Source organism: Amycolatopsis thermophila (assembly GCF_030814215.1).
Classification (GTDB): Bacteria; Actinomycetota; Actinomycetes; order Mycobacteriales; family Pseudonocardiaceae; genus Amycolatopsis_E; species Amycolatopsis_E thermophila.
Map to the genome: position 1 here is coordinate 2,283,951 of NZ_JAUSUT010000001.1, position 21,758 is coordinate 2,305,708.

General features: G+C 72.1%; 23 protein-coding genes. 5 read left to right on the plus strand and 18 right to left on the minus strand.

What is annotated here, in order from left to right:
- Positions 1–97 precede the first annotated feature (97 nt).
- From FB470_RS11285 to FB470_RS11300, 4 genes are read right to left on the minus strand one after another with little or no spacing between them, the layout of a single operon-like run.
- On the minus strand, positions 98–712 hold the full coding sequence (locus FB470_RS11285) for a DUF1707 SHOCT-like domain-containing protein (protein WP_306990872.1): 615 nt from the start codon (positions 710–712) through the stop codon (positions 98–100).
- A 48-nt stretch (positions 713–760) separates the two neighbouring features.
- Positions 761–1,405, minus strand: a complete 645-nt coding sequence (locus tag FB470_RS11290) for a response regulator (RefSeq protein WP_306990874.1) — start codon at positions 1,403–1,405, stop codon at positions 761–763.
- A complete protein-coding gene (gene macS / locus FB470_RS11295) occupies positions 1,402–2,538 on the minus strand; it encodes a MacS family sensor histidine kinase (protein ID WP_306990875.1) in 1,137 nt (378 codons plus the stop codon). The genes FB470_RS11290 and macS overlap by 4 nt, the downstream gene beginning before the upstream one ends.
- Positions 2,535–3,707 carry an AI-2E family transporter gene (locus FB470_RS11300; RefSeq protein WP_306990876.1) on the minus strand — a complete coding sequence of 391 codons (1,173 nt, stop codon included), beginning with the start codon at positions 3,705–3,707 and terminating at the stop codon, positions 2,535–2,537. The genes macS and FB470_RS11300 overlap by 4 nt, the downstream gene beginning before the upstream one ends.
- A 524-nt stretch (positions 3,708–4,231) precedes the next feature.
- Here FB470_RS11300 and FB470_RS11305 point away from each other — a divergent pair.
- From FB470_RS11305 to FB470_RS11315, 3 genes are all read left to right on the plus strand, one after another.
- Positions 4,232–4,678 carry a hypothetical protein gene (locus FB470_RS11305; protein WP_306990878.1) on the plus strand — a complete coding sequence of 149 codons (447 nt, stop codon included), beginning with the start codon at positions 4,232–4,234 and terminating at the stop codon, positions 4,676–4,678.
- 309 nt (positions 4,679–4,987) lie between these two features.
- A complete protein-coding gene (locus FB470_RS11310; RefSeq protein WP_306990880.1) occupies positions 4,988–5,890 on the plus strand; it encodes a hypothetical protein in 903 nt (300 codons plus the stop codon).
- Positions 5,891–6,088: 198 nt separating this feature from the next.
- The gene (locus FB470_RS11315; RefSeq protein ID WP_306990881.1) at positions 6,089–8,977 is read left to right on the plus strand and encodes a beta strand repeat-containing protein; all 2,889 of its coding nucleotides are present in this window, start codon (positions 6,089–6,091) and stop codon (positions 8,975–8,977) included.
- Positions 8,978–9,041: 64 nt separating this feature from the next.
- On the opposite strand, the gene FB470_RS11320 is transcribed toward FB470_RS11315, so the two are convergent.
- The gene (locus FB470_RS11320) at positions 9,042–9,812 is read right to left on the minus strand and encodes a dioxygenase family protein (protein ID WP_306990883.1); all 771 of its coding nucleotides are present in this window, start codon (positions 9,810–9,812) and stop codon (positions 9,042–9,044) included.
- 124 nt (positions 9,813–9,936) lie between these two features.
- Here FB470_RS11320 and FB470_RS11325 point away from each other — a divergent pair, with 124 nt between their 5' ends.
- A complete protein-coding gene (locus FB470_RS11325) occupies positions 9,937–10,311 on the plus strand; it encodes a hypothetical protein (RefSeq protein WP_306990884.1) in 375 nt (124 codons plus the stop codon).
- A gap of 211 nt (positions 10,312–10,522) precedes the next feature.
- On the opposite strand, the gene FB470_RS11330 is transcribed toward FB470_RS11325, so the two are convergent.
- The 13 genes from FB470_RS11330 to FB470_RS11390 form a co-directional block, all read right to left on the minus strand.
- The gene (locus FB470_RS11330; RefSeq protein ID WP_306990886.1) at positions 10,523–11,275 is read right to left on the minus strand and encodes an alpha/beta fold hydrolase; all 753 of its coding nucleotides are present in this window, start codon (positions 11,273–11,275) and stop codon (positions 10,523–10,525) included.
- Between the two features lie 76 nt (positions 11,276–11,351).
- Positions 11,352–12,755: a replicative DNA helicase gene (gene dnaB / locus FB470_RS11335; protein ID WP_306990887.1), complete on the minus strand. Its 1,404-nt coding sequence runs from the start codon at positions 12,753–12,755 to the stop codon at positions 11,352–11,354.
- A gap of 443 nt (positions 12,756–13,198) precedes the next feature.
- On the minus strand, positions 13,199–13,978 hold the full coding sequence (locus tag FB470_RS11340; RefSeq protein ID WP_306990891.1) for an ESX secretion-associated protein EspG: 780 nt from the start codon (positions 13,976–13,978) through the stop codon (positions 13,199–13,201).
- A 17-nt stretch (positions 13,979–13,995) separates the two neighbouring features.
- The gene (locus FB470_RS11345) at positions 13,996–15,285 is read right to left on the minus strand and encodes a hypothetical protein (RefSeq protein ID WP_306990893.1); all 1,290 of its coding nucleotides are present in this window, start codon (positions 15,283–15,285) and stop codon (positions 13,996–13,998) included.
- A 42-nt stretch (positions 15,286–15,327) separates the two neighbouring features.
- A complete protein-coding gene (locus FB470_RS11350; protein ID WP_306990895.1) occupies positions 15,328–15,909 on the minus strand; it encodes a DUF3558 domain-containing protein in 582 nt (193 codons plus the stop codon).
- Positions 15,909–16,301: a hypothetical protein gene (locus tag FB470_RS11355; RefSeq protein ID WP_306990897.1), complete on the minus strand. Its 393-nt coding sequence runs from the start codon at positions 16,299–16,301 to the stop codon at positions 15,909–15,911. The genes FB470_RS11350 and FB470_RS11355 overlap by 1 nt, the downstream gene beginning before the upstream one ends.
- 142 nt (positions 16,302–16,443) lie before the next feature.
- Complete coding sequence (gene rplI, locus FB470_RS11360) at positions 16,444–16,902, minus strand: 50S ribosomal protein L9 (protein ID WP_306990898.1); 459 nt, start codon at positions 16,900–16,902, stop codon at positions 16,444–16,446.
- Positions 16,903–16,916: 14 nt separating this feature from the next.
- Positions 16,917–17,165: a 30S ribosomal protein S18 gene (gene rpsR / locus FB470_RS11365; RefSeq protein WP_020423407.1), complete on the minus strand. Its 249-nt coding sequence runs from the start codon at positions 17,163–17,165 to the stop codon at positions 16,917–16,919.
- Between the two features lie 36 nt (positions 17,166–17,201).
- Positions 17,202–17,708: a single-stranded DNA-binding protein gene (locus tag FB470_RS11370; protein WP_306990900.1), complete on the minus strand. Its 507-nt coding sequence runs from the start codon at positions 17,706–17,708 to the stop codon at positions 17,202–17,204.
- A gap of 10 nt (positions 17,709–17,718) precedes the next feature.
- Complete coding sequence (gene rpsF, locus FB470_RS11375) at positions 17,719–18,042, minus strand: 30S ribosomal protein S6 (RefSeq protein WP_020423406.1); 324 nt, start codon at positions 18,040–18,042, stop codon at positions 17,719–17,721.
- 80 nt (positions 18,043–18,122) lie between these two features.
- Complete coding sequence (locus FB470_RS11380) at positions 18,123–19,043, minus strand: hypothetical protein (RefSeq protein ID WP_306990902.1); 921 nt, start codon at positions 19,041–19,043, stop codon at positions 18,123–18,125.
- Between the two features lie 69 nt (positions 19,044–19,112).
- On the minus strand, positions 19,113–19,982 hold the full coding sequence (locus FB470_RS11385) for a hypothetical protein (RefSeq protein ID WP_306990904.1): 870 nt from the start codon (positions 19,980–19,982) through the stop codon (positions 19,113–19,115).
- Between the two features lie 61 nt (positions 19,983–20,043).
- Complete coding sequence (locus tag FB470_RS11390; protein ID WP_306990905.1) at positions 20,044–20,850, minus strand: hypothetical protein; 807 nt, start codon at positions 20,848–20,850, stop codon at positions 20,044–20,046.
- Positions 20,851–20,957: 107 nt separating this feature from the next.
- Between FB470_RS11390 and FB470_RS11395 the strand changes: the two genes are divergently transcribed.
- Entirely contained in the window at positions 20,958–21,731 is a 774-nt protein-coding gene (locus FB470_RS11395; protein ID WP_306990907.1) for a deoxyribonuclease IV, read from the plus strand.
- Positions 21,732–21,758 lie beyond the last annotated feature (27 nt).

A 21,758-nucleotide genomic window follows, 5' to 3' on the forward strand; every position in this document is an offset into this window, starting at 1 on the left:
TGGTTCAGGGGGCTGACGGCGTGACCGAAAGCCCCCACCGTGTCCGCCTCAGGACTCGACATGGCCCGCACGCTACCGGACCGTGCGCATTACTCGTCTAGTGGCCGAAGAAGCCGCGCCGCGGGTACCGGATCACCAGCGACCCGCCGTGCAGGCGGCCCGCGAACACCAGCCGCGGGTTGCCCGGCTTGCCGTCGGAGGCGGTCTTGTCCTGCAGCGAGCCGTACTTGATCTCGGTGATCGCGTTGAGGTCGACCGACCCGTGCTCGGGGATGGTCACCTCGACCGATCCCCACTTGCAGTCCAGCTCGACCCGGACCACCGGGGTCGAGATCTGCGCCTCGCTGAAGTCCAGCTTCGTGGCGCCGTACCGGTTGCGCACCACCACCTCGGGCGGCACCAGCCAGTGTCCGTTGCGCACCAGCGACGAGTACTTCGCGTTCAGCTCGAGCCGCTGGTCCGGCGAGTACACCGGCGGGGCGGACGAGTGGACGTCCGGATGCGTGAGACCGGGCAGGTCCGCGAGCACCTGGTTCAGCTCACCGCGGGTGCGGGCGGCCAGCGCGGTGTCCGTCCGCTCGGTGAACTCGTCGAGGTCGATCATGCCGCGGCCGATCGCCTTCTGCAGCACCTCGACGACGTGCTCGCGCTCCGCGTCCGACACCCGCAGGTCGCGCGGGGACAGCGCCCTGGTCTCGGTCTCCTCGCCCATGCCACCCAGGCTAGGTCCGGGACCCCGGGTCAGGATCCGGGAAAACCCCTAATCTTTGTCGAGCCCGTGCTCGATCGCGTACCGCGCCAGCTCCACGCGGTTGTGCAGCTGCAGCTTCCGCAACGTCGACTGGACGTGGTTCTCCACCGTCCGGTGCGACAGCACGAGCCGCTCGGCGATCTGCCGCGCGGTCAGGCCCTTCGCCACCAGACGCAGCACGTCGGTCTCCCGCTCGGTCAGCCGCGGCGGCGTCACCCCGCCGGCCGGTGCGTCGGCCATCCGCCGGTACTCGCCGAGCACCAGCCCGGCCAGCCCGGGCGTGAACACCGGGTCGCCCTCCGCGGTGCGGCGCACCGCCTCGACCAGCTCCTGCACCGACGCCGACTTCACCAGGTACCCCGATGCCCCCGCTTTCACCGCCTCCAGCACGTCGCTGTGCTCGCCGCTGGCCGACAGCACCAGCACGCGGGTGTCGGGCAGCGACGTGGTGATCGCGCGGGTGGCGTCCACACCGGAGGTGCCGCCCAGGTTCATGTCCATCAGCACGACGTCCGGCCGCACCGCGGTGGCGATGCGCACCGCCGCGGCCGCGTCCGGCGCGGTGGCCCGGACGTCGAACCCGTTCTCGCTCAGGTCCCGCGCCACGCCGTCGCGCCAGATGGGGTGGTCGTCGACGACCATCACGCTGATCATGTCCTCGGCACCCGGATCTCCCATTCGGTCCCCCGCCCCGGCGCGGTGTCCAGGGAGATGGTGCCACCGAGGTCGGCCACGCGTCCCCGCATCGACCGGACCACCCCCAGCCTGCCCTCGGATTCGGCGTCGGCCAGCCGCCCCTCGGGGATGCCCGGCCCGTCGTCCCGCACCGTCACGACGACCTCGCCGCCGACGTCCTCCAGCAGCACCCATGCCTTCGCCGCGGGCCCGGCGTGCTTGTCGACGTTGGACAGCGCCTCGCGGACGACGGCGACCAGCTCGTCGGTCGTGCGCGACGGCAGGGCCACCTCCCCCGCGGGCGCGGCGACCTGCACCTTGGACGAGCCGAGCAGCTGCAGCGCGGCCCGCAGGTCGGTCTCGCCGGCGACGTGGCGCACCGGCCCGGTGGACACCAGGGCGCGCAGAGCGATCTCCTGCTCTCCGGCCAGTTCGGCGAGCTCGGCCGCCTCCCCGCCCAGCTCGGCGCCGCGCCGCCGGACGCGGGCGAGCACCTGCAGCACGCTGTCGTGGATGTCGCGGGCCAGGCGCTCGCGCTCGGCGTTGGCGGCCTCGGTGCGCAGCGCCTCGGCGAGCACGGCCGCGGACTTGCGGGCGGTCGACGCGCTCATCCCGATCAGCAGGCCGCTGGCCACCAGCAGCACGCCGTCGCGGGCGACGTCGAGCGTGAACCCCTCCCGCGCGACGCCCGTCGCCGCCGCGACCACCAGCCCCGCGACCACCCCGCCGACCCCGCCGAACCGGGTACCGGCCGCGACCGGCGCACCGGCCACCCACACGGTCGTGATCAGCGGGGCGACGGCCGCGTTCTGCTCGTCGGTCAGGATCCACGGCGAGGTGAGCATCAGCAGGCACGTGACCGCCACGTCGGCCAGGACGAACCAGCGCCACCGCCACCGCAGCGCTTCCCGCGCGTAGACGAGCGCGGTCGCGACCGTCCACAGTGTCATCGCGCCGAGCACGGTCCAGGCCAGCCACGGCCGTTCGTAGTCGGCCCGGTGCACGATCACCGCACCGAACGCGAACAGCAGTGTCAGCACGCGCAGGCCGATCGTGCCCCACCACAGCGGCGTGGCCGGTTCGCGCGCGGTCGGCCCGAACCGGCGGCTCACGACTCGCCGGGTTCCTCGTCCCGCTCGGCGGGATCGACGTCGGGCACGGCGGCCTCGATGTCGTGCAGCACGTCGACGTCGGCCGGGTCCGGATTGGTCTCGTGCAGCAGCGAGCGCACCCCGGCGTTGACGATCGACATCAGCGGCACCGCCAGCAGCGCGCCCGGGATGCCGTAGATGACGAGTCCGGCGGCGATGCCGAGCACCACGGCCAGCGGGTGCAGCTTGACCGCCCGGCCGAGCAGCAGCGGCTGGAGGATGTGGCTCTCCAGCTGCATCACCGCGATCAGGATGGCCAGCACGATCAGCGCGGTCACGAACCCCTTGGTGACGAGCGCGACGAGCACCGCGACCGCGCCGGTGATGACGGCACCGAAGATCGGGATGAAGGCGCCGAGGAACACCAGCGTGGACAGCGGGACCGCGAGCGGAACCCCGAGGATCGCCAGGCCGATGCCGACACCGACGGCGTCCACGACCGCGACCGCCGCGGTGGCGCGGACGAACGCGACCAGCGAGGCGAACCCGCGCCGGCCCGCCACGTCGACGCGCTGCCGGACCTGACCCGGGATGCCCAGCATCAGCCAGCTCCAGATCTTCTCGCCACCGGCCAGGAAGAAGATCGTGACGAACAGCGTCAGCACGAAACCGGTGAGGATCTCCCCGACCGTCGTGGCCGTGGTGAGCGCGCTGCTGGTGAACGCCGCCTGGTTGTTCTGCAGGAAGCTGATCGAGTTGTCGATGAACTGCTGGATCTGCTCCTGCTTCAGGTGCAGGTCGTTGATCAGCCAGTCCTTGATCTGGTTGAGGCTGTTGTTGACCTGGCTGGTCAGGGCGGGCAGGCCGTCGGAGACGTTGATCACCACGAAGGCGAGCAGCCCGCCGAGGACCGCGAGCCCGCCGATCAGCACGATCGCCGTCGCCAGCCCGCGCGGCACCTTCACCTGGACCAGCCGCGCGACCGCCGGGGCGAGCAGCGCCGCGAGCAGCAGCGCGATCGCCACCGGGATCACCACGACCGACAGGAACGCCAGCAGCCGCAGGATCAGGTAGGCGGCGGCGGCCACCAGGAGGAACCGCCAGCTGAAGGCGGCGCTGACCCGCAGGCCGCGCGGAACGACGGAGTCGTCGCTGAGGAATCCGTACTTCGGAGGCTGCGGCTCGCTCACCTGACCACCCTATCGAGCCGGGCGAATGCGGCAGCGCAACGCGCGCGGGCCGGGACCGCGGGTGGCCTGTCACCCGATCGGGCACACGCTCGTGTTCGTGTCGCCACAAGTTCCGCCGGTATGCCAATCTTCCACAAGATCGACATGGCGTGATCGCGTTGAAGACCCAGCGCGACGAGGAGGCACTTCTCCATGACGCGACGGACGACGGCGGGAGCCGGGCGCACGCTGGTGCGCCGTGCCTCGGTTCGTTTCCTCGAATTGACTTTCTGCGGGCCTCCGAGGGTCTCGCCCGCGTGATTTCACCGACGCGCTGACCGCGCCTTTCAGGCGCCGTTTTCTCGGCTTTTCCCCAGCTGCTCAGGTCAGGAAATCCCCTGGTGAAGCGGCCTTTTGTGCTGCCCGGAAACGGTTTCTTCACACTTCCGGGTGCTCGGTCTGGAAATCGCTTTCATTCCACGTTTAACGTCATTTGCGACGGGAGTGCGTGGAACTTCCGGCCGAACGAACGAGGAGTGCACGAAATGTTCAGCAAATTCCGCAAGACGACCGCGGCGGCCGTGCTGGTGGGGGCCGGCATGCTCGCGATGGGCTTCTCCGGGACCGCGTCGGCGTCCGAGGCCTCCGGGGTGAGCTGCCCGGCGCAGGTGTCCGCGCACCCGTCCGGTGCCGACTACGTCAACGCGTGGAACCAGTCCGGCGCGTGCTTCGGTGCTGGTGCGGCGGGGCTGGCCAGCTCCGCGTGGGCCGGGGCGATCCCGTCGATCGTCGAGGGGGCGGCGGGGGCCGTGGGCGTCCGCGACGACAGCGGCCTGACCGCTCCGGTGGAGGTGCCCGCGCACCCGTCGGGTGCCGACTACGTCAACGCGTGGAACCAGTCCGGCGCGCTGGCGGGCGCCGGTGCCGCCGGCCTGGTCAGCTCCGCGTGGGCCGGGGCGATCCCGTCGATCGTCCAGGGCGCGCTCGGCTGATTCCCCTTGGCGCGCCCGGGATGTTCGTGTCCCGGGCGCGCCGGGCCCGCTGTGTCGGCGATCACGGTTCGTCACAGCCGGCCACACCCTGTGTTCTTCACACGATCGTGCGATCAAGTCGCGTGGCAGATGCGAGAGCGCCACAAGTTTTGGTTACCTCGACTGCACGAGCGGTACGTATCGACGTGAATACGTTTCGGACTGGGCCCGGCAGGGAACACGGGCCAGCGGAGAACCGCGATCAACTTCCTCGGCAGGAGAACGGTGTTGCAGGCGAACGCGGCCACGGGACGGGGTACGGCATCCGCCGTGCGCTGGCTCGTCCGCGCCCTGCTCGTGATCGCCGGTGCCGTGCTCGGCACCGCGGCCGCCTGGCTGATCGGTGACGCCACCGCCTCCGCCGCCCAGCTCGCGCCCGCTCCCGCCGACGTCCAGACGGGCGACGACGACGCCACCCCGTTCACCGACCGCGTGGTCGCCGCGTCCGACGACCTCACCTGGGGCGCCTCGGACCTCGTCGGCAACGCCACCGCCACCGCCCTCAAGTACGGCATGGCCGGCGGCCCGGCCGACCCGGCCCGGGGCGAGGAGGCCGCGGCGGACATGCGCCAGACGGTCCACTCCTTCACCCGCGACGCGGTGCTGCACCCGGTCGAGCGGACCCTCGGCACCGCCGAGCACATCAGCCGCAAGCCGCAGGACGCGCCGCAGGTGATCGGCCAGGCACTGGCCCCGCAGCAGGGCGTGACCGGCATCAAGAAGGTGTGGGAGTTCCTGCACCCGTCGGGCAAGAGCCTGATCAAGCTGCCCGGCCTGACCGGCGACAGCGCGGATCAGCCGGCCGCGCTGCCCGCGCCGCAGGCCCCGCCCGTGGCCCTCGCCGTGGTCGGCCCGGTCGCGAAGGCGACGGCCGGCGGCGTGCGCCACGACGCCGCCGGCGTGTCCCCCTCCGGCAAGGGCGGCGACAGCCGCCACGGCGACCAGCACGGCGGGTCCCCGTACTCGCCGCTGCACGGCCCGCTCGCGCCCGTGGGCGTGCCGGCCCTCCCCGGTGGTGCCACCACCACCGGTGGTCACATCGACGGCCTGCTGTTCGGCGTTCCCGCCGGCGGCCCGGCCGTGCGCGGAACGGACGACCGCACTGCCGTCCGCTTCGCCTTCCGGCACACGCCGGTTCAGCCGGGCGAGCAGCCCGGTGTCACTCCTGACTGATTTCCGCGCGGGGTAGCTCCAAGCGCCGCCCTGTTCCGCCGTGCCCTTTCTTCGGACCGGCGTCGCGCGCGAATCCAGAGCACCCCGCTTTTCCAGCCTTCGCGGGCTTCCTCACCCCTGCCCGCGATCCCCGGTGCTCCGTTCGCGCACCGACCCTCAAGCCCCGCAAGGGAACCCGAAGAAAAGGAGAAACCCTCGATGCAGACCTGGGCAAAGCGTGGCATTCAAACCGCGCTGGTCACGGGTGGCTTGCTGATGCTGGGTACCGGCATCGCATCTGCCGACGAGAACGTCAACCCGGACAGTCCGGCGGGCCCGCTGGACGTCAACCTGAGCGTGCCGGTCGACATCCAGGACAACGCCCTGGGCACCCTGGGCAAGCAGGTCAACCTCCCCGAGTTCCACAAGGAGATCAGCACCAAGCCGGTCACCGACGCGGTGAACAAGGCTTCCGCCCCGGTCACCAAGACCGGCGCGCTCAAGCCCGCCGCCCCGGCCCTCGGTGCCACCAACGGCGTGGTCGCGAAGGCCACCGACGCCGCCAGCGGGGTCGCCCAGAAGGTCGGCCAGGCGACGCACCCCGGTTCGCAGCGCGCCGCGGTCGCGCAGGACGCCGCTCCGTCCGTGCAGGACAACGGCGACCCCTTCCACGGCAACAAGGTCTCGGCCAACGCGGCCCTGCCCATCCTGATCAGCGGCAACGCGCTCGGCGTGCTGGGTGACGCGACCGTCGACTCCAACGCCCAGCAGAACTACGAGCACAACTCCGACGTCAGCACCGACGGTTCGCACGGCGGTCTCGCCGGCAACGTCGTGGCGCTCGACTGGGCGCTGCCCGTGCAGATCTCGGGCAACGCGCTCGGCCTCGTCGGCAGCGGCCACACGACCGGCAGCGCGACGCAGTCCGCGTCGACCACCAGCGACGTCGACACCGACGGCACCAACGGCGGCCTGGCCGGCAACGTGATCGCCCCGCAGGGTGCGACGCCGGTGCAGGTGTCGGGCAACGCGCTGGGCTGGTTCCTCGGCCACGCCGAAACCGACTTCGCGGGCTCCAGCGAGGCCGAGTCCGGCGGCTCGCTCAAGACGCACGGCTCGAAGGGCGCGGGCTCGGGCAACGTCGCCGGGGTGCCGGTTGCCCTGCCCGCCAAGGTGTCCGGCAACGCCGTCTCGTGGGGCGGCGACGCCGACGTCCCGGCCGGCGCCTACGACGCCGCAGCCAAGGCCGGCGACACCGCGCCCGGCCCGCGTGGTCAGAGCTACATCCAGACCGACGGGGACGACTCCTTCCTGGCGGGCAACGTCGCGCAGCCGCAGCCCGCGGTGCCGGCGACCGTCGCGGGCAACGCCGCGGCCTGGATCGGCAACTCGCTCGTCGGCGGTGGCGCGGCGCGCCAGAGCGGCGGCGTGGACCTGGGCAGCGACGCCAAGTCCGGCGGCACGACCAGCACCAGCGGTGAGAACGCGGCCGGTTCGGGCAACATCGCCGACGCGCCCGTCGCGGTCCCGGTCGAGGCGTTCTGCGTCGGGGGCACCTGGATCGGCAACGCGCACGCCAGCGGCTGCGACAACACCACCGCGGCCGAGGCCGGCTCCGACACCTTCACCTCCGGCAACGGCAGCTTCCTCGGCGGCAACAGCGTGTCGGCCCCGCCCGCGGGCACCGTCGAGGTGTTCGGCGTGGGTGGCTCGTGGATCGGCAACGCCTCGGGCAGCGCGACCGAGACGAAGGACGTCAAGGCCGGCGGCTACACCGGGACGCTGGGCAACGACTCGGCCGGCTCGGGCAACGCCGTGCAGGTTCCGGTGGCCCTGCCCGCCGAGATCTTCGGCGTCGGCGGCTCGTGGATCGGTCAGGGGGCCGGCGAGGCTTCCGAGACCAAGACCGTGACCTCCGGTGGCGATGGCAACACCCAGGACGACAACGCCGCCGCCAGCGCGAACCTGGTGCAGGTGCCGGTTTCGGCGCCGGTGCAGGTGTTCGGCATCGGTGGCTCGTGGATCGGCCAGGGTGCCGGCGCGGCCACGACCGACACCACCTCCACCGCAGGCGGCAACGGCAAGGCGACCGGCAAGGAGGGCTTCGCCGCGGGCAACATCGCCGCGGCGCCGGTTTCGCTCCCGGCCCAGGTGCACGGCATCGGTGGCGCGTGGATCGGCAACGGCTTCGGCGAGTCGGAGAACGTCACCGACTCGACCGCGGGCGGCGACCTGACCACCACCGGTGAGGGCGGCTCGGTCGCGGGCAACATCGTCGAGGCGCCGGTCGGCGCCGTGGCCTCCGCCTTCGGGGACGCCGCGGTGTGGGGCGGCGTCGTCAAGGGCGAGGGTTCCAACGACGTCACCTCGACCGCGGGCGGCGACGCCGCGACCAACGGTGACGGCGGCTCGATCGCCGGCAACGTGGTCGCGGGCCAGCTGCTGCCGGTGGCCCAGGTCTTCGGCAACGCCGCGAGCCTGGTGGGTGTCGCGCACGCCACCGGCATCAACGACACCGAGGCCACCTCGGGCGGCGACATCGCCACCTCGGGCGAGGGTGGCGCCCTGTCCGGTGACATCTTCGACGTCCCGGCCGCCGCCGTGGCGCAGGTGTTCGGCAACGCCGCCTCGCTGGGTGGTGTCGCGCACGCGGTCGCCGACAACGCCACCACCGGCAAGGTGGGCGGCACGGACACCACGTCCGGCCCGGCCAAGGCCCTGTCCGGGATCGCCAAGCAGATCCCGGTGGGCGTCGTCGCGCAGGTGTACAACATCCCGGCCGGCCTGATCGCCGTGACCACCACGACGGTCCACAACGCCACCGACGTGCAGGTCGCCGACCGTGAGGCGCAGATCGAGCTGCCCATCACGATGCCGGAGCTGGGTGCCACTTCGCTGCCGCAGCTGCCCGCCCTGCCGGCGCGCGCCGAGCGCTCGGCGCTGCCGGGTGCGGGCCTGCCGGAGCTGCCGGCCCTGCCGACGAGCGTCGAGGGCCTGCTGCCCAACGCCGACCTCCCGTCCGCGGCTCAGCTGGGCGACGCCCCGACGGTCGTCTTCCAGCAGATCACCGACGTGGTGAGCGGCAAGGGGATCAACATCAAGGGCTGATGCCCTGACCGCGAAACGGGCCCGGGAGCGTGGTGCTTGCTCCCGGGCCCGTTTTCCCGTCTTCTCAGCCGATCTGGACGGACCGCTTCGCCATGCCGTACCAGTAGCCGTCGATCACCGTGCGCGGGTTCTCGTCGTCCGAGCCGGCGCCGAGCGTGACGAACAGCGGCGCGAAGTGCTCGATGCGCGGGTGCGCGAGCGTCGCGGCCGGTGCCTTGCGGCGGAAGTCGAGCAGCGCGTCGACGTCGTTGGCGCGCAACGTCTCCGCGCCCCACTCGTCGAACTCGGTCGACCAGGAGGGCGGTTCGCCGTGCACGCCGACGCTCATCGCCGACAGGTTGTGCGTGAAGAACCCGCTGCCGATGATCAACACGCCCTCGTCCCGCAGCGGCTTGAGCTTGCGGCCCAGGTCGAACAGCCGGCGCGGGTCGAGCGTGGGCATGGACATCTGCAGCACCGGGACGTCCGCGTCCGGGTACATCTCGACGAGCGGCACGTAGGCGCCGTGGTCGAGGCCGCGGTCGGGCGCCTCGTGCACCTCGGTGCCGGGTCCGTTGAGCAGTTTGCGCACCTTCGCGGCCAGTTCGGGCGCGCCCGGCGCGGGGTAGGTCACCGTGTAGTAGTGCTCCGGGAAGCCCCAGAAGTCGTAGACCAGCGGGACCGTGGTGGTCGCGCCGACGGTCACCGGAGCCTCTTCCCAGTGCGCCGAGACGACGAGGATCGCCTTGGGCTTGGGCAGGTCGGCCGACCAGCCGGCGAGCTGACGGGTCCACAGGGCGTCGTCGGCGAGCGGCGGCGCGCCGTGGCTCAGGTAGAGCACGGGAGTCGCACTCATCGCAGCCTCCATGTTTGAAAGTTCAACTACTACTGTAGCCGACGCCCGGCGCCCGCGCGATATTCCCGCCCGCGGAACCGGTACAGACTGGCCGCGGGCCCGCGGCGGGCGCCTATCCTGAGCCATGGTGGTCAACGTGGCGATCTACCTGGTCGTCTGCGCCACGCCGCCGGTGTTGTTCTGGCTCGCGAGCAAGACGCCGGAGGCGGTCGCCGCCGTCCGTCGCCGGCGGAGCGAACCGTCCCCGCCCGGGCCGCCGATCGAACGCGTCGCCGCGGACCTGCGCCGCGTGCACCGCTCGCTGACGGACCTCGCCCCGGACGCGCCGATGGTGCGCCGCCGCGCCACGAACCAGGCCTACGACGCCCTGCTCGGCCAGGCGTGCGCCGCGCTCGACCTGCGGCACTGGCTGGACGAGCTGCCGGAAGGCGTGGAACGCGACGTCGAACGCCTGCGGGTGGAAGAGGCGCTGCGGCGGGCCGGGCTGGCCGTGCCCTGATGGGCGTTTCCGCCGCACCACGGCCGGCCCGTCCCCGCGCGCGGTGCGGGACGGGTGCGTGTGCGCCGCCCCGACGTGGCCCGTGCGGGGAGTGCCTGCGGGCTGCCGGGATCGGCCCCGCGCGTCCGCGCGAGCAGGACGTTGGCCCGGCCGACCTGGCACCGTCCGGGTTCGATCGCGAGCTGTCGGCGCCCAGCCCGGTTCGCCGGGGCTATGAGGTGAGGAACTCGCCGATCGCCTGGCCCAGTTCGGGCTGGGCGACCGCGCTGAGGTGGTTGCCCGGCACAGTCGCGTAGCGCCCGTGCGGCAGGGCCTCCGCCAGGTCGGGCGCGGTGCGGTTGTGCGGATCGTCGATGCCGGCGACGACGAGCGTCGGCGTCTCGAGGTGTTGCAGCGTGACGCGGGGCGTGTCGACGGACGTGTCGAGGATGTGCAGCAACGCCTCGCGGTCGCCGCCGATCTGCTTGAAGAACGCCTCCGCCCGCCACTCCCGTGTTCCGCGCTCGAACGAACCCAGGTTGGTCAGCACCTCGCGGAAGTGCGCGTTGCTGCCGCCGGTGTGTTCGACGGCGTGCAACCCCATGCCGGCGACGACCGCCCGCCGCGGCCGGGCGCCGCGCACCAGCATGCGGATCGTCGTCCGGCCGCCGAGGGAATAGCCGCCCAGGTCGTAGCCGGTCAGCCCGAGGTGCCCGAGCAGGTCGAACCCGTCGTCGGCGAGCACGTCCGGCGGGTAGGCGGCCGGGTCGTGCGGCTTCGCGCTCTCCCCGTGGCCGCGCAGGTCCAGCATGATCACGCGGAACCCGAGCCCGGCGAGGTGCTCGGCGTGCCCGTAGCTGACCCAGTTCACCTGCGACGTGGAGAAGTAGCCGTGGATCAGCACCAGCGGCCGCCCCTCGCCCACCTCGCGGTAGGCGAGGCGGCACCCGTCGCGGGCGGTGAAGTACCGGATCATGCGGGTCATCCAACCAAGCGCGCCGTGGCCGGCATCCGGGACCGGGTGCGCGACGTGGCGCCGAGCACGCGGGCGCCGCCCGGCGTCAGCCCTGGGCGAGGTCGGCGAAGCGGCTGTAGTGCAGCTGGTGCGCGACGACGATCGTGCTGGTCGGGCCGGCGCGGTGCTTCGCCAGGATCAGGTCGGCCTCGCCGGCGCGCGGGTCGTCCCGCTCCCACGCGTCCGGGCGGTTGATCAGGATGACCATGTCGGCGTCCTGCTCCAGCGAACCGGACTCACGCAGGTCGGACAGCATCGGGCGCTTGTCGGTGCGCTGTTCCGGACCACGGTTCAGCTGGCTGATCGCGACCACCGGCACCTCGAGTTCCTTGGCCAGCAGCTTGAGCTGACGCGAGAACTCCGACACCTCCTGCTGCCGCGACTCGACCCGCTTGCCCGAGGTCATCAGCTGCATGTAGTCGACGACGACGAGCTTGAGGTCGTTGCGCTGCTTGAGCCGCCGCGCCTTGGCCCGGATCTCCATCATGGTCATGTTCGGCGAGTCGTCGATGAACAGCGGCGCCTCGCTGATCTCGCTCATCCGCCGGGCGAGCCGCGTCCAGTCGTCGTCGGACATGCGGCCGCTGCGCATGTCCGCGAGCCGGATCCGGGCCTCGGCGGAGAGCATGCGCATGACGATCTCGATGCGGCTCATCTCCAGCGAGAAGATGACGCTGCTCATGCCGTGCTTGATGGAGCACGACCGCGCGAAGTCCAGGCCCAGTGTCGACTTGCCGACACCGGGACGGGCCGCGACGATGATCATCTGCCCGGCGTGCAGGCCGTTGGTCACCTCGTCGAGGTCGGCGAACCCGGTGGGCACACCCTGCGACACGCCACCGCGGGACGCGATCGCGTCGATCTCGTCCATGGTCGGCTGGAGCAGTTCCTCCAGCGCGACGTAGTCCTCGCTCGCCCGGCGCTCGGTGACGTCGTAGATCGCGGCCTGCGCCCGGTCGACCACCTCGTTGATGTCGCCGCCGTCGTTCGCGGCGCCGTAGCCGTACTGCACGATCCGCGTGCCGGCCTCGACCAGGCGCCGCAGGATCGCCTTCTCCGCGACGATCTGCGCGTAGTAGCCGGCGTTGGCCGCCGTCGGGACGGTCGCGATCAGCGTGTGCAGGTACGGCGCGCCGCCGACGCGGGCGAGCTCACCGCGGCGTTCCAGCTCGGCGGACACGGTGATCGGGTCGGCCGGCTCGCCGCGCGCGTACAGGTCGAGGACGCAGTCGTAGACCGCCTGGTGCTTGGGCAGGTAGAAGTCGTTGGGCGAGAGCACCTCGACGACGTCGGCGATCGCGTCCTTGGACAGCAGCATGCCGCCGAGCACCGACTGCTCGGCCGGAATGTCCTGGGGCGGCTGACGGTCGAACTCGCCGTAGCGCGCCCCGGGATCCTCCGGTCCGGGATCGGACGGATAAGCCGGACCACGGTCGTCTGTCAGCGCCACCGCGCGGTTACCTCCCAGACTGCGAACACCAGTTCGATTATGCCGGATCTCCGGCCGGAGTGCGGGGAGCGGACGCACCGGCGCCACCCGTGTCGTGGCGACTGAGCGCGACTACTCCGGCGGCACGGTAGATCGCTCGGACGGAGCAGGGCAAACCTGCCTGGGGACCGTTCTGTGGACAGGCTGTGGAGGAGCGCCGCGAACCAGTCACAGGTCCGCCGTTCGCTGTGGACAACCTGGGGGCAACTAGGGGCACCGCCAGGAAAGGCGCAGGTCAAACCCTGTGGGTAACCTGTGGACAACATTGGTGAAGAAACTTCGGCGTGTCGCCGCGGACTCGATCTTCGGCGTGTCGCGCCATCGACGGGGTCTCGACCTGTGGATGAAGGCCGGGCAAACGAACGGGCCACCCGCTCTGCCGCGCGGGTGGCCCGTTCGCCGGTTCAGACCAGTGCGCGCATGGCGTTGTGCAGTCGCTCGCCGATGGCCTGCGGAGTACCCGGAGTGAGCACGATCAACGAGTCACCGGTGCCCGGCCGCTCCTCCATCAGCCAGCGCCCCTCGGCGGTGTCGATGAAGTTGAGCGCGCGCTCGCACCGCTTGCGGGTGCCGGCCCGCGTCCGGGCCGCCGCGTAGAGGCTCCCCCCGGCGACGCGCGGGGCCTCCAGGATGCGCTTGATCTCCTTGCCCGGCTCGGCCACGCTCCGGCCCCCGCCGCGCATGATGCTCATCTCTTCGCCGGACGAGCGGCGGCCGCCGCCGTAGACCTCGCTCTTGGAGGCCACCAGCGGGCTGCTCCCGCCGGGCGAGACGTGCGGGATCTGGTCCACGAACGTCGGCAGCAGCCGGTCCGGACGCTCCGGCCGCATCACCACGACGTCCTCCTTGATGTAGCGCGAGAGGACGAAGGCGCCACCGGCACCGCTGCCCGCGAACAGCGAGAAGTTCTGCGGAGCGTCCGGGAACGTCCCCTCGAACCAGCCGTAGAACTCGATGTTCGGCCGCGCGATCGACTCGATCATCGCGCCGAACTCGCGGTCCAGCCCCCGCGGCCCCATCAGGCCGTGGTGCTGGAGCACGAGGTTGACCTGCTGGTCGATGGTCCGCTGGGCGGTCTCGTCGTACCAGACCGGCATCGACGCCAGCGTGTTGTGCGGGTCGGCGCCCCGGCGCTGGATCAGGTTGAGCAGCGTCGGCGTGGTGATCGTCAGTGGCTGGTTCATCACCATCGCGGCGGGCCTCATTCGCCGATGACGGGCGGCGCCGTCAGCTCATCCGTGCCGAACAGCTCGTTCGGGTCGTCGCCCACCATGTACTTGTTCTCGTGCAGCTCGTCGTCCTCGCCATTGGCGTGACCACCCCGGCCGCCCATGCCCGGCGTCCCGGCCGCGCCCGCCCGGCCCGCGCGCGTGGAGGCCCCACGGGCACCCGCGCCACCGGCTCCGGCACCACCGGCACCCGTTCCGGCCGTCGCACCCGAGCCGACGCCCGCGCTCATCCCGCCGAAACCCGCGGCACCCACGCCGCCGGCCCCCGAACCGAGACCGCCGCCGCCGCCACCACCGCCGGGCCCGAACCCGCCGCCGCCCCCACCGGGGCCGAAGCCGCTCGTGGACGGCGGGGTGTACCCGGACGCGCTGGTCGAGTCGAACGCCGGGTTGTAGCCCACGCCGGTGTTGGGCGGGTAAGCCGCGTTCGTCGCGGTGTGCGGCAGGTTCGCCGACGGCGTGGTGCTGCTGAACTGCGGGAGGTCGCCCGTGCCGGCCGGCTTGAACGCGCCCGCACCGCCGCCGCCCGGGACGCCACCGGCACCGCCGCCACCGCCGGGGAACCCGCCACCGGGGTTGCCGTTGGAGAACACGTTGCCCTGCCAGGCGTTGTACTGCGGCATGCCACCGGCGTTGGTCATGCTCGCCTGGTAGTAGTTGTTGAACGCGTCGACGTTCGCCTTGCCGCGCTGGTTGTACTGCTCGATCTGCTCGTCGGTGTCGGAGAACGGGTTGAGGCCGTCGAGGAAGCCGCCGTCCGGCGCCTGCGCGGGGATCTCCTCGACCTTGGAGTGCACCGTGTGGAAGGCGCTGGCCTGGTCGTTGAGGTAGGTCTCGCTCTTGCCGAGGTTGGTGGCCGAGTCCTGCAGCCAGATCCCCAGCGGGTGCGCGCCGGCCTGGACCTGACCGGAGGCCATGCCCTTCCAGGCGTTGTCCATCATGTCGTTGATCTGCTGGATCAGCTTCGCGCGGTCCTCGTGCACGCCCTTGAGCGTCTTCGCCGCGTTCGCGCCCGCGGTCAGCGAGCTCGCGTCACCGGGGTGGATCTGCTCCCAGATCTTGCGCGCGTCGATGGTGCGGCCGCCGATGTTCGCCTCGTGGTGCTCGGCGTCCGGCGTGCTCATCAGCCCGGCGAGGCCACCGACCACGGCACCGACACCGGCGCCGATCGCGGTGCCCACACCCGGCACCACCGAACCGACGGCGGCGCCGACCGCGGCGCCGGCCACCACCCGCCCGGCCTTGTAGTCGTTGTCACCCATGAGAACGTCCCCTCCTGCCGGCGAATCTGAAGTCGGTGTGCATCACGCGGCCCCCTTCAGGCGCTGCACCATCGCTGCCGCGACCTTCTGCACGACGGGGCACGGGTCGGTCGCGTTGGGCCCGTCGAGGATGCTCGAGTTGATGTTCACGACGAGCTGGTCGGTCACGCCGACCCACAGTGCGCAGGTGCCGCTGCCGCGCAGGTCGGCGTTGGCCGCGAACACCGCCGGGTAGCCCTCGACGGTGACCGGCTCGAAGTACTCGTCCTGCGCGCGGTTCGCGTAGACCCCGGTGAGGCCCGTCTGCTGGTCGCCCAGCGGTGCGATGAAGATCTTGTTGGCGTCGTGGGCCTGCGACTGCCACCGGCAGCCCTGTCCGCCCGGGCTCGGGTACAGCTCGCCGGGGCTCGCCAGCCCGATCTCGGCGGTCTGCGCCGGGGACAGCGCCGAGCAGGGGTCGCTGACGATCGGGCCCGCCGGCAGCGGCGCGGGCACGCGCAGCGCGGGGTCGACCGCGGGTGCGGTGCTCGTCGGGGCGTTTCCCGTGTCGGCCCCGCTCGAGCAGCCCGTGAGCAGGGCGGCGGCGACCGCGGCGGCCCCGACCCAGGTGGTGCGTGTGGTCATCAGACGACCTTGTACCCGCCCACGGCCTTGTGCTGGTCGGCCTCGTTCTCCTCGACGATCCCGGCGGCCTTCTCCAGCGCGTTGATGTAGTTCTTGACGTAGTCGACCATCCGCTGGTGCTGCAGCTGCAGGGTCTCGCCGGAGACCTTCGCGGCGCGGTGGACGAAGTCGCCGCTGGCGAACTCCTGCCCCGGCGGCTTGACCTCGGCGATCGTGTTGGCGTTCGACAGGTCGGTCTGCAGGTCGGTCAGCAGTTCCTTCCACTTGCTGATCACGCCGCGGACCTCGTCCGGGGAGAACTGGTAGCCGCCGGGCGAGCCGTTGCCGCCCACCATGATCGGCGCCGGTGGCGGGACCTCGGTCAGCCGGTCGGTCGGCTTCTCACCGGTCATCGTCAGGAACCCCCTACGCTCTTCCCACTGATCGCCAGCTTGGATGCTAGCGCAGCGCTCCCGGTTCCCGGGGCTGAACAGCAAAAACCGGGCAGGCCCCGCACGCTGCGGGAACCTGCCCGGTTCGACTGCTTTCCGCGCCTTACTGGCCGGCCTTCACCTCGAGGCGGACCGAGGCCTGCACCTCGGGGTGCAGGCGGGCGTTCACCGCGTGCTTGCCGACGGTCTTGATGTGGCCGTCGGTCTCCAGGACGCGCTTGTCGAGCAGCGGGCCGCCCGCCGCCTTGATCGCGTTGGCGATGTCGGCGGTGGTGACCGAGCCGAACAGCTTCTTCGAGCCCTCGGCGGCCTTCGCGGTCAGCTCGACGGTGCCCAGGCCCTCCAGCGCGGCCTTGATCTCACGGGCGTGGTCGAGGTCGCGGATGCGGCGGGACTCCTGCGCGCGACGGATGGTCTGCACGTTCTTCTCGGCACCCTTGGACGCCACGATGGCGTAGCCGCGGGGCAGCAGGAAGTTGCGGGCGTAGCCGTCGCGGACCTCGACGATGTCGCCGGGGCCGCCGAGGTTCGCCACGTCAGTGGTGAGGATGATCTTCGCCATGATGTGGTCCCCCCTCAGCGCGCGGTCGAGGTGTAGGGCAGCAGCGCCATCTCGCGGGAGTTCTTGACCGCGGTGGCGATGTCGCGCTGGTGCTGGCTGCAGTTGCCGGTCACCCGGCGGGCACGGATCTTGCCGCGGTCGGAGATGTACTTCCGCAGCAGGTTGGTGTCCTTGTAGTCGATGAGTTCCGGGTGGCCCTTCTGCTCGGCCTTGCAGAACACGCAGACCTTCTTCTTCGGCTTGCGGATGGGTGGCTTGGCCACGGTGATGCTCCTGGGAATCTGAGAACGAGTGGTTGATCAGAAGGGGGGCTCGTCGGCGAAACCGCCGCTGTCGCCCGCGGGCGGGGCGGAACCCCACGGGTCGTCGGCCGGGGCACCCCCGCCGGGACCGCCGTAGCCGCCGCCTCCGCCGCCGCTGTAGCCGCCGCCACCGCTGCCGCGGCTGACCTTGTTCACCTTGGCGGTGGCGTAGCGCAGCGACGGGCCGATCTCGTCGACCTCGAGCTCGACGACGGTCCGCTTCTCGCCTTCCTTGGTCTCGAACGACCGCTGCTTGAGCCGGCCCTGCACGACCACGCGGGCACCGCGCGTGAGGCTCTCCGCGACGTTCTCCGCCGCCTGCCGCCAGATGTTGCAGCGCAGGAACAGCGCCTCGCCGTCCTTCCACTCACCGCTCTGGCGGTCGAAGGTGCGCGGCGTGGACGCCACCGTGAAGTTCGCGACGGCGGCACCGGACGGGGTGAACCGCAGCTCCGGGTCGGACGTCAGGTTGCCGACCACTGTGATGACGGTGTCTCCAGCCATGGGCTACGCCTCAGGCCTTCGCGGCGGCCTTGGCGGCCTTGCGCGGGACCGGCTTGCGGACGACCTTGGTGCGGAGCACGGTCTCCTGCAGCGACAGCTGCCGGTCGAGCTCCTTGACCGCGTCGGGCTCGCTGTTGAGGTCCAGCACGGCGTAGATGCCCTCGGCGTGCTTCTTGATCTCGTAGGAGAGCCGGCGACGGCCCCACACGTCGACCTTCTCCACGCTTCCGCCGGACGTGCGGATCACGTTGAGGAAGGTGTCCAGGGTCGGGGCGACCTTACGCTCGTCGAGCGTGGGGTCGAGGATGACCATTACCTCGTAATGGCGAGACACAACCACTCACCTCCTGTGGGCTCGCGGCCACGGGCTTTCCGTGGCAGGAGGGTTTGTCAACGGCCGAGTCTACTTGGCGGCTACGACAGTTTGCGCAGCACCCACGTCCGCACCAGCGCGGCGCTCACGCCGGCCAGCGCGACGACCGCCAGGAGCATGGGCAGCTGGACGTTGCCCGCCGCCGGATCGCCGCCGATCGCGCTGGCGTTGCCCGCGTTGCGCACGTCGGCCTGGCCGCCGTTGCTGCCGGACGGGCCGCCGAGCACGCCGACCTGCGGCAGTGCCTGGTCGGGCAGCGTCGCGGTGGACGGGTAGAGCGCGCCGGGCGGGGTCGCGACGCCGGCCACGCCGGGCACGGCCGCCGGGATGTTGCCGTAGTTGCGCGGCGGGGCGGTGGCCGAACCGGTGCCCGCGATGCCGGGGACGGTCGTGCCCTGGGGCGCGCCGGGCGCTGTGGTGGCGAGGGCGGGCTGCTGCGCCGCGGGCAGGCCGGGCTGCGTGTAGTTGTTCGCGTAGGTGGTCAGCCCGCAGTTGCCGGCGACCTTGCGCTGGATCGCGTCGAGCGTCTTCTGCTGCTGGTCGCCGCCGATGCCGAGGCCGACGGCGTACGGGTCGCCGGCGTTCTTCAGCGTGGTGACGACGGCGGAGGCGACCGCGTCACCCGTGATCGCGCCGGTGGCCGCGTCGGCCGGGACCTTGCCGACGGTGATCGCGCCCTTCGCGGTGATCGTGTCCGCGATCTTCTGCGGGTCCACCCCGTTGAGGTGCAGGAACCACTCCTGCTCCTGCGCGCCGACCTTGACCAGGTCGGCGACGTCCTTGCCCTGCACCGCGACCTGGTCGCTGAGCGCGCCGACCACGCTGCCCGTGCACGCCTGCGAAAGCACGGTGCTGGCCGACGCGGTGCCGGTGGTGAGGAGCGAGCCGCCGGCGACGGCCGCGGCGACGGCGGTCACGGTCAGTGCTCTACGGGTGGTCTTCATCAGGCGGGTCTTGCGCACGAGCGCGGTCCTCCAGTGATCGCAGGCGTGTCCCTGGAAGGGATTAACGACGAGCGGACCCGAACGATACTAAGCGGTAGCTCCGCGGAGGACCCACGTGCGTACCAGACCGGCGCTGACACCCGACAGGGCGACGACGGCGATCAGCATCGGTAGCGCTACGGAGCCGCCGCCCCCGGCCTCGCCGGGCAGCGCCTCCGCCTGCCCGGCGTTCTGCACGGCCTTGTTCGAGGGCGCGGGCTGGCCGAGCGCGCCGTACTGGGGTGCGTAGCCGGGGATCTGACCGCCGTACCGGATGCCCGGCGACGGTGCCCACAGACCCGACAGCGCGAACGGCAGGCCCGCGTAGTTGCGCATCGGGGCGTACGCGCTGCCCGTGCCGAACGGCAGGAGGTCGAACGTCGCCGGATCGCCGGACAGGACGGGACTGGTCGAGCCGGGGATCACCGCTTGCGCGCCGCCCGACGTGCGGCCCGGCGTGCTGCCGGGCGGGGTCTGCTGGTTGCCGCCGCCGCTGGGCGGGTTCTGCGGGGCCGGCTGCGTCCCGCCGCTGAGCAGCCCGCCCGCCTTGTTCGCGGCGCTGGTGAGGCCGTTGGTGGTGCCGGCGACGGTCCCGTTCACCGCGCTCGCGGCCGGCGGGCCGGCCACCGGGAGCGGCTCGACGACGGTGTCCACGACCTTGACGGTGATCTGGCACAGCCCGCCGAGCAGGCCGCCCACGATCGAGGTGAGCCCGTCGGTGACCGTCTTCGGGCCGAGCGGGGTCTTGATGACGTCCCCGGGCGCGGCCGTGACGGTGTCACCGCACTGGGCGGTCTTGGTCTCGGCGCTCGCGGTGGCCGGGAGGGCGAGCGCGGCCGATCCGGCCAGTACGAAGGCGGCGGCACCTGCGGCGGCGGTCCTGCGTGTCCGGCTCTGCATCAGCGTCCTCCAGTGCATCGCTGCATGGTTCAACGACGCTAGAGCACCGGTGTGACGCTCGCATGCCGGAAAGTGGCCGTCAGACCCGCCGCGTCCAGGCCCGGGTCAGCGCCGCGGCCACGAGCGCGAGCGCGAACACCGCGATGATCAGCGGCAACCGGGCGGGCGCGGAGGATTCCGGCATGGCCTCGGCCGTTCCCGAGTTCTGAGTGACCAGCGGTGGTTCCGTCCCAGCTGGTGGGACGAGCGCGGGTGCCGCCGGCGGGACGATCCCGGGCTGGACCATCGCCGGCAGCGGCGGCGACGGCGCTGCCGGCCACGAGCCGATGACGAACCCGCCGGGGAAGAACGAGACGGGCACGACCCCGCCGGCGCCGCCGGGTGCCGCGGTGCCGGGTGCGGGCGTACCGGGTGCCGGCGTCCCGCCGGCAGGCGGCGGCGGGACCTCGTGGCCGGGGTCGCCCGCCGGTGGCGGGCTCAGCCGTTCGCCGGACAGGAGGCTCTGGGTGGCCGCGGACAGCGCGTTCGCCGTGTTCTGCACGCCCGGGCAGAGCTGGTGGGTCGCGACGTCGCCGGCCACCGGGGCGTCGCCGACGTCGAGCGCCTTGAGGAGGTCGGCGACCGGCAGCGACACCATCGGGTCGCGCTGGTCCGGGCCGGTGGGCGCGGAGTCCGATCCGGTGCCGGCGGTGAGGGCCCCGGGCAGGTTCAGCGGCGCGCCCGCGTCCAGCGTGAGGGCGTGTCCCGGGTCCTTCTGCAGGGTCGCCCCGCAGCTGCCGGCCAGCGCGGGATCGGCCTCGTCGGCGACGGCGCCCGGAGCGGTGAGCAGGGCCGACGCGCCCAGCACGAGCCCGGCGATTGCGGCGCGGCGCGCGGTCTTCCGCATGCGTCCCCCAGCGTTCGCATTCAGGTGTCACGGACCGCGCTCACGGTACTGCACACGGTCCGGCCCGTTGGGGAGAACGGGGTGGATTCCGCCGGTAGCGTGGCCTCATGCAGATCGGTGCGCACGTCCGCGACGACGACCCGCTCTCGGCCGCCAAGGAGCGCGCGGCCGACGTGGTGCAGTTCTTCCTGGCCGACCCGCAGGGCTGGAAGAAACCGGTTCCGCAGCCGCCGAGGGCGGAGATCGAGGCGGCCGGGGTCGAGGTGTTCATCCACTCCCCCTACATCGTCAACGTCGCCTCGCTGAACAACCGCATCCGCATCCCGTCGCGCAAGCTGGCCGCCCAGCACGCGGCGGCCGCGGCGGAGATCGGCGCGAAGGGCCTGATCGTGCACGGCGGGCACGTCGGCCGGGGCCAGGACGTGGCGGAGGGCCTGGCGAACTGGCGCAAGCTGTTCGAACGGCAGGCAGCCGACGGCGGGTTCGCGGTGCCGATCCTGATCGAGAACACCGCGGGCGGCGACGGGGCGATGGCACGCGAGCTGGACGTGCTGGCGCGGTTGTGGGACGAGGTGGCCGAGTTCGGCGCCGGGTTCTGCCTGGACACCTGCCACGCCCACGCCGCGGGCTGGGAGCTCGACGACGTGGTCGACAAGGTCCGGGCCATCACCGGCCGCATCGACCTGGTGCACCTGAACAACTCGCGCGACGAGTTCGGCTCCGCCCGCGACCGCCACGCGAACGTGGTGCACGGGGACGGCACGATCGACCCGGAAGCACTGGTGGCCGTCGCGGCGGCGGCCGGAGCACCCGTGGTGGTCGAAACCCCGGCCGACGGCCAGGCCGAGGACATCGCCTACCTGCGGGAGAAGCTCGGCTGACTCCGCAGACCGCCGGCGTGCCGCGCG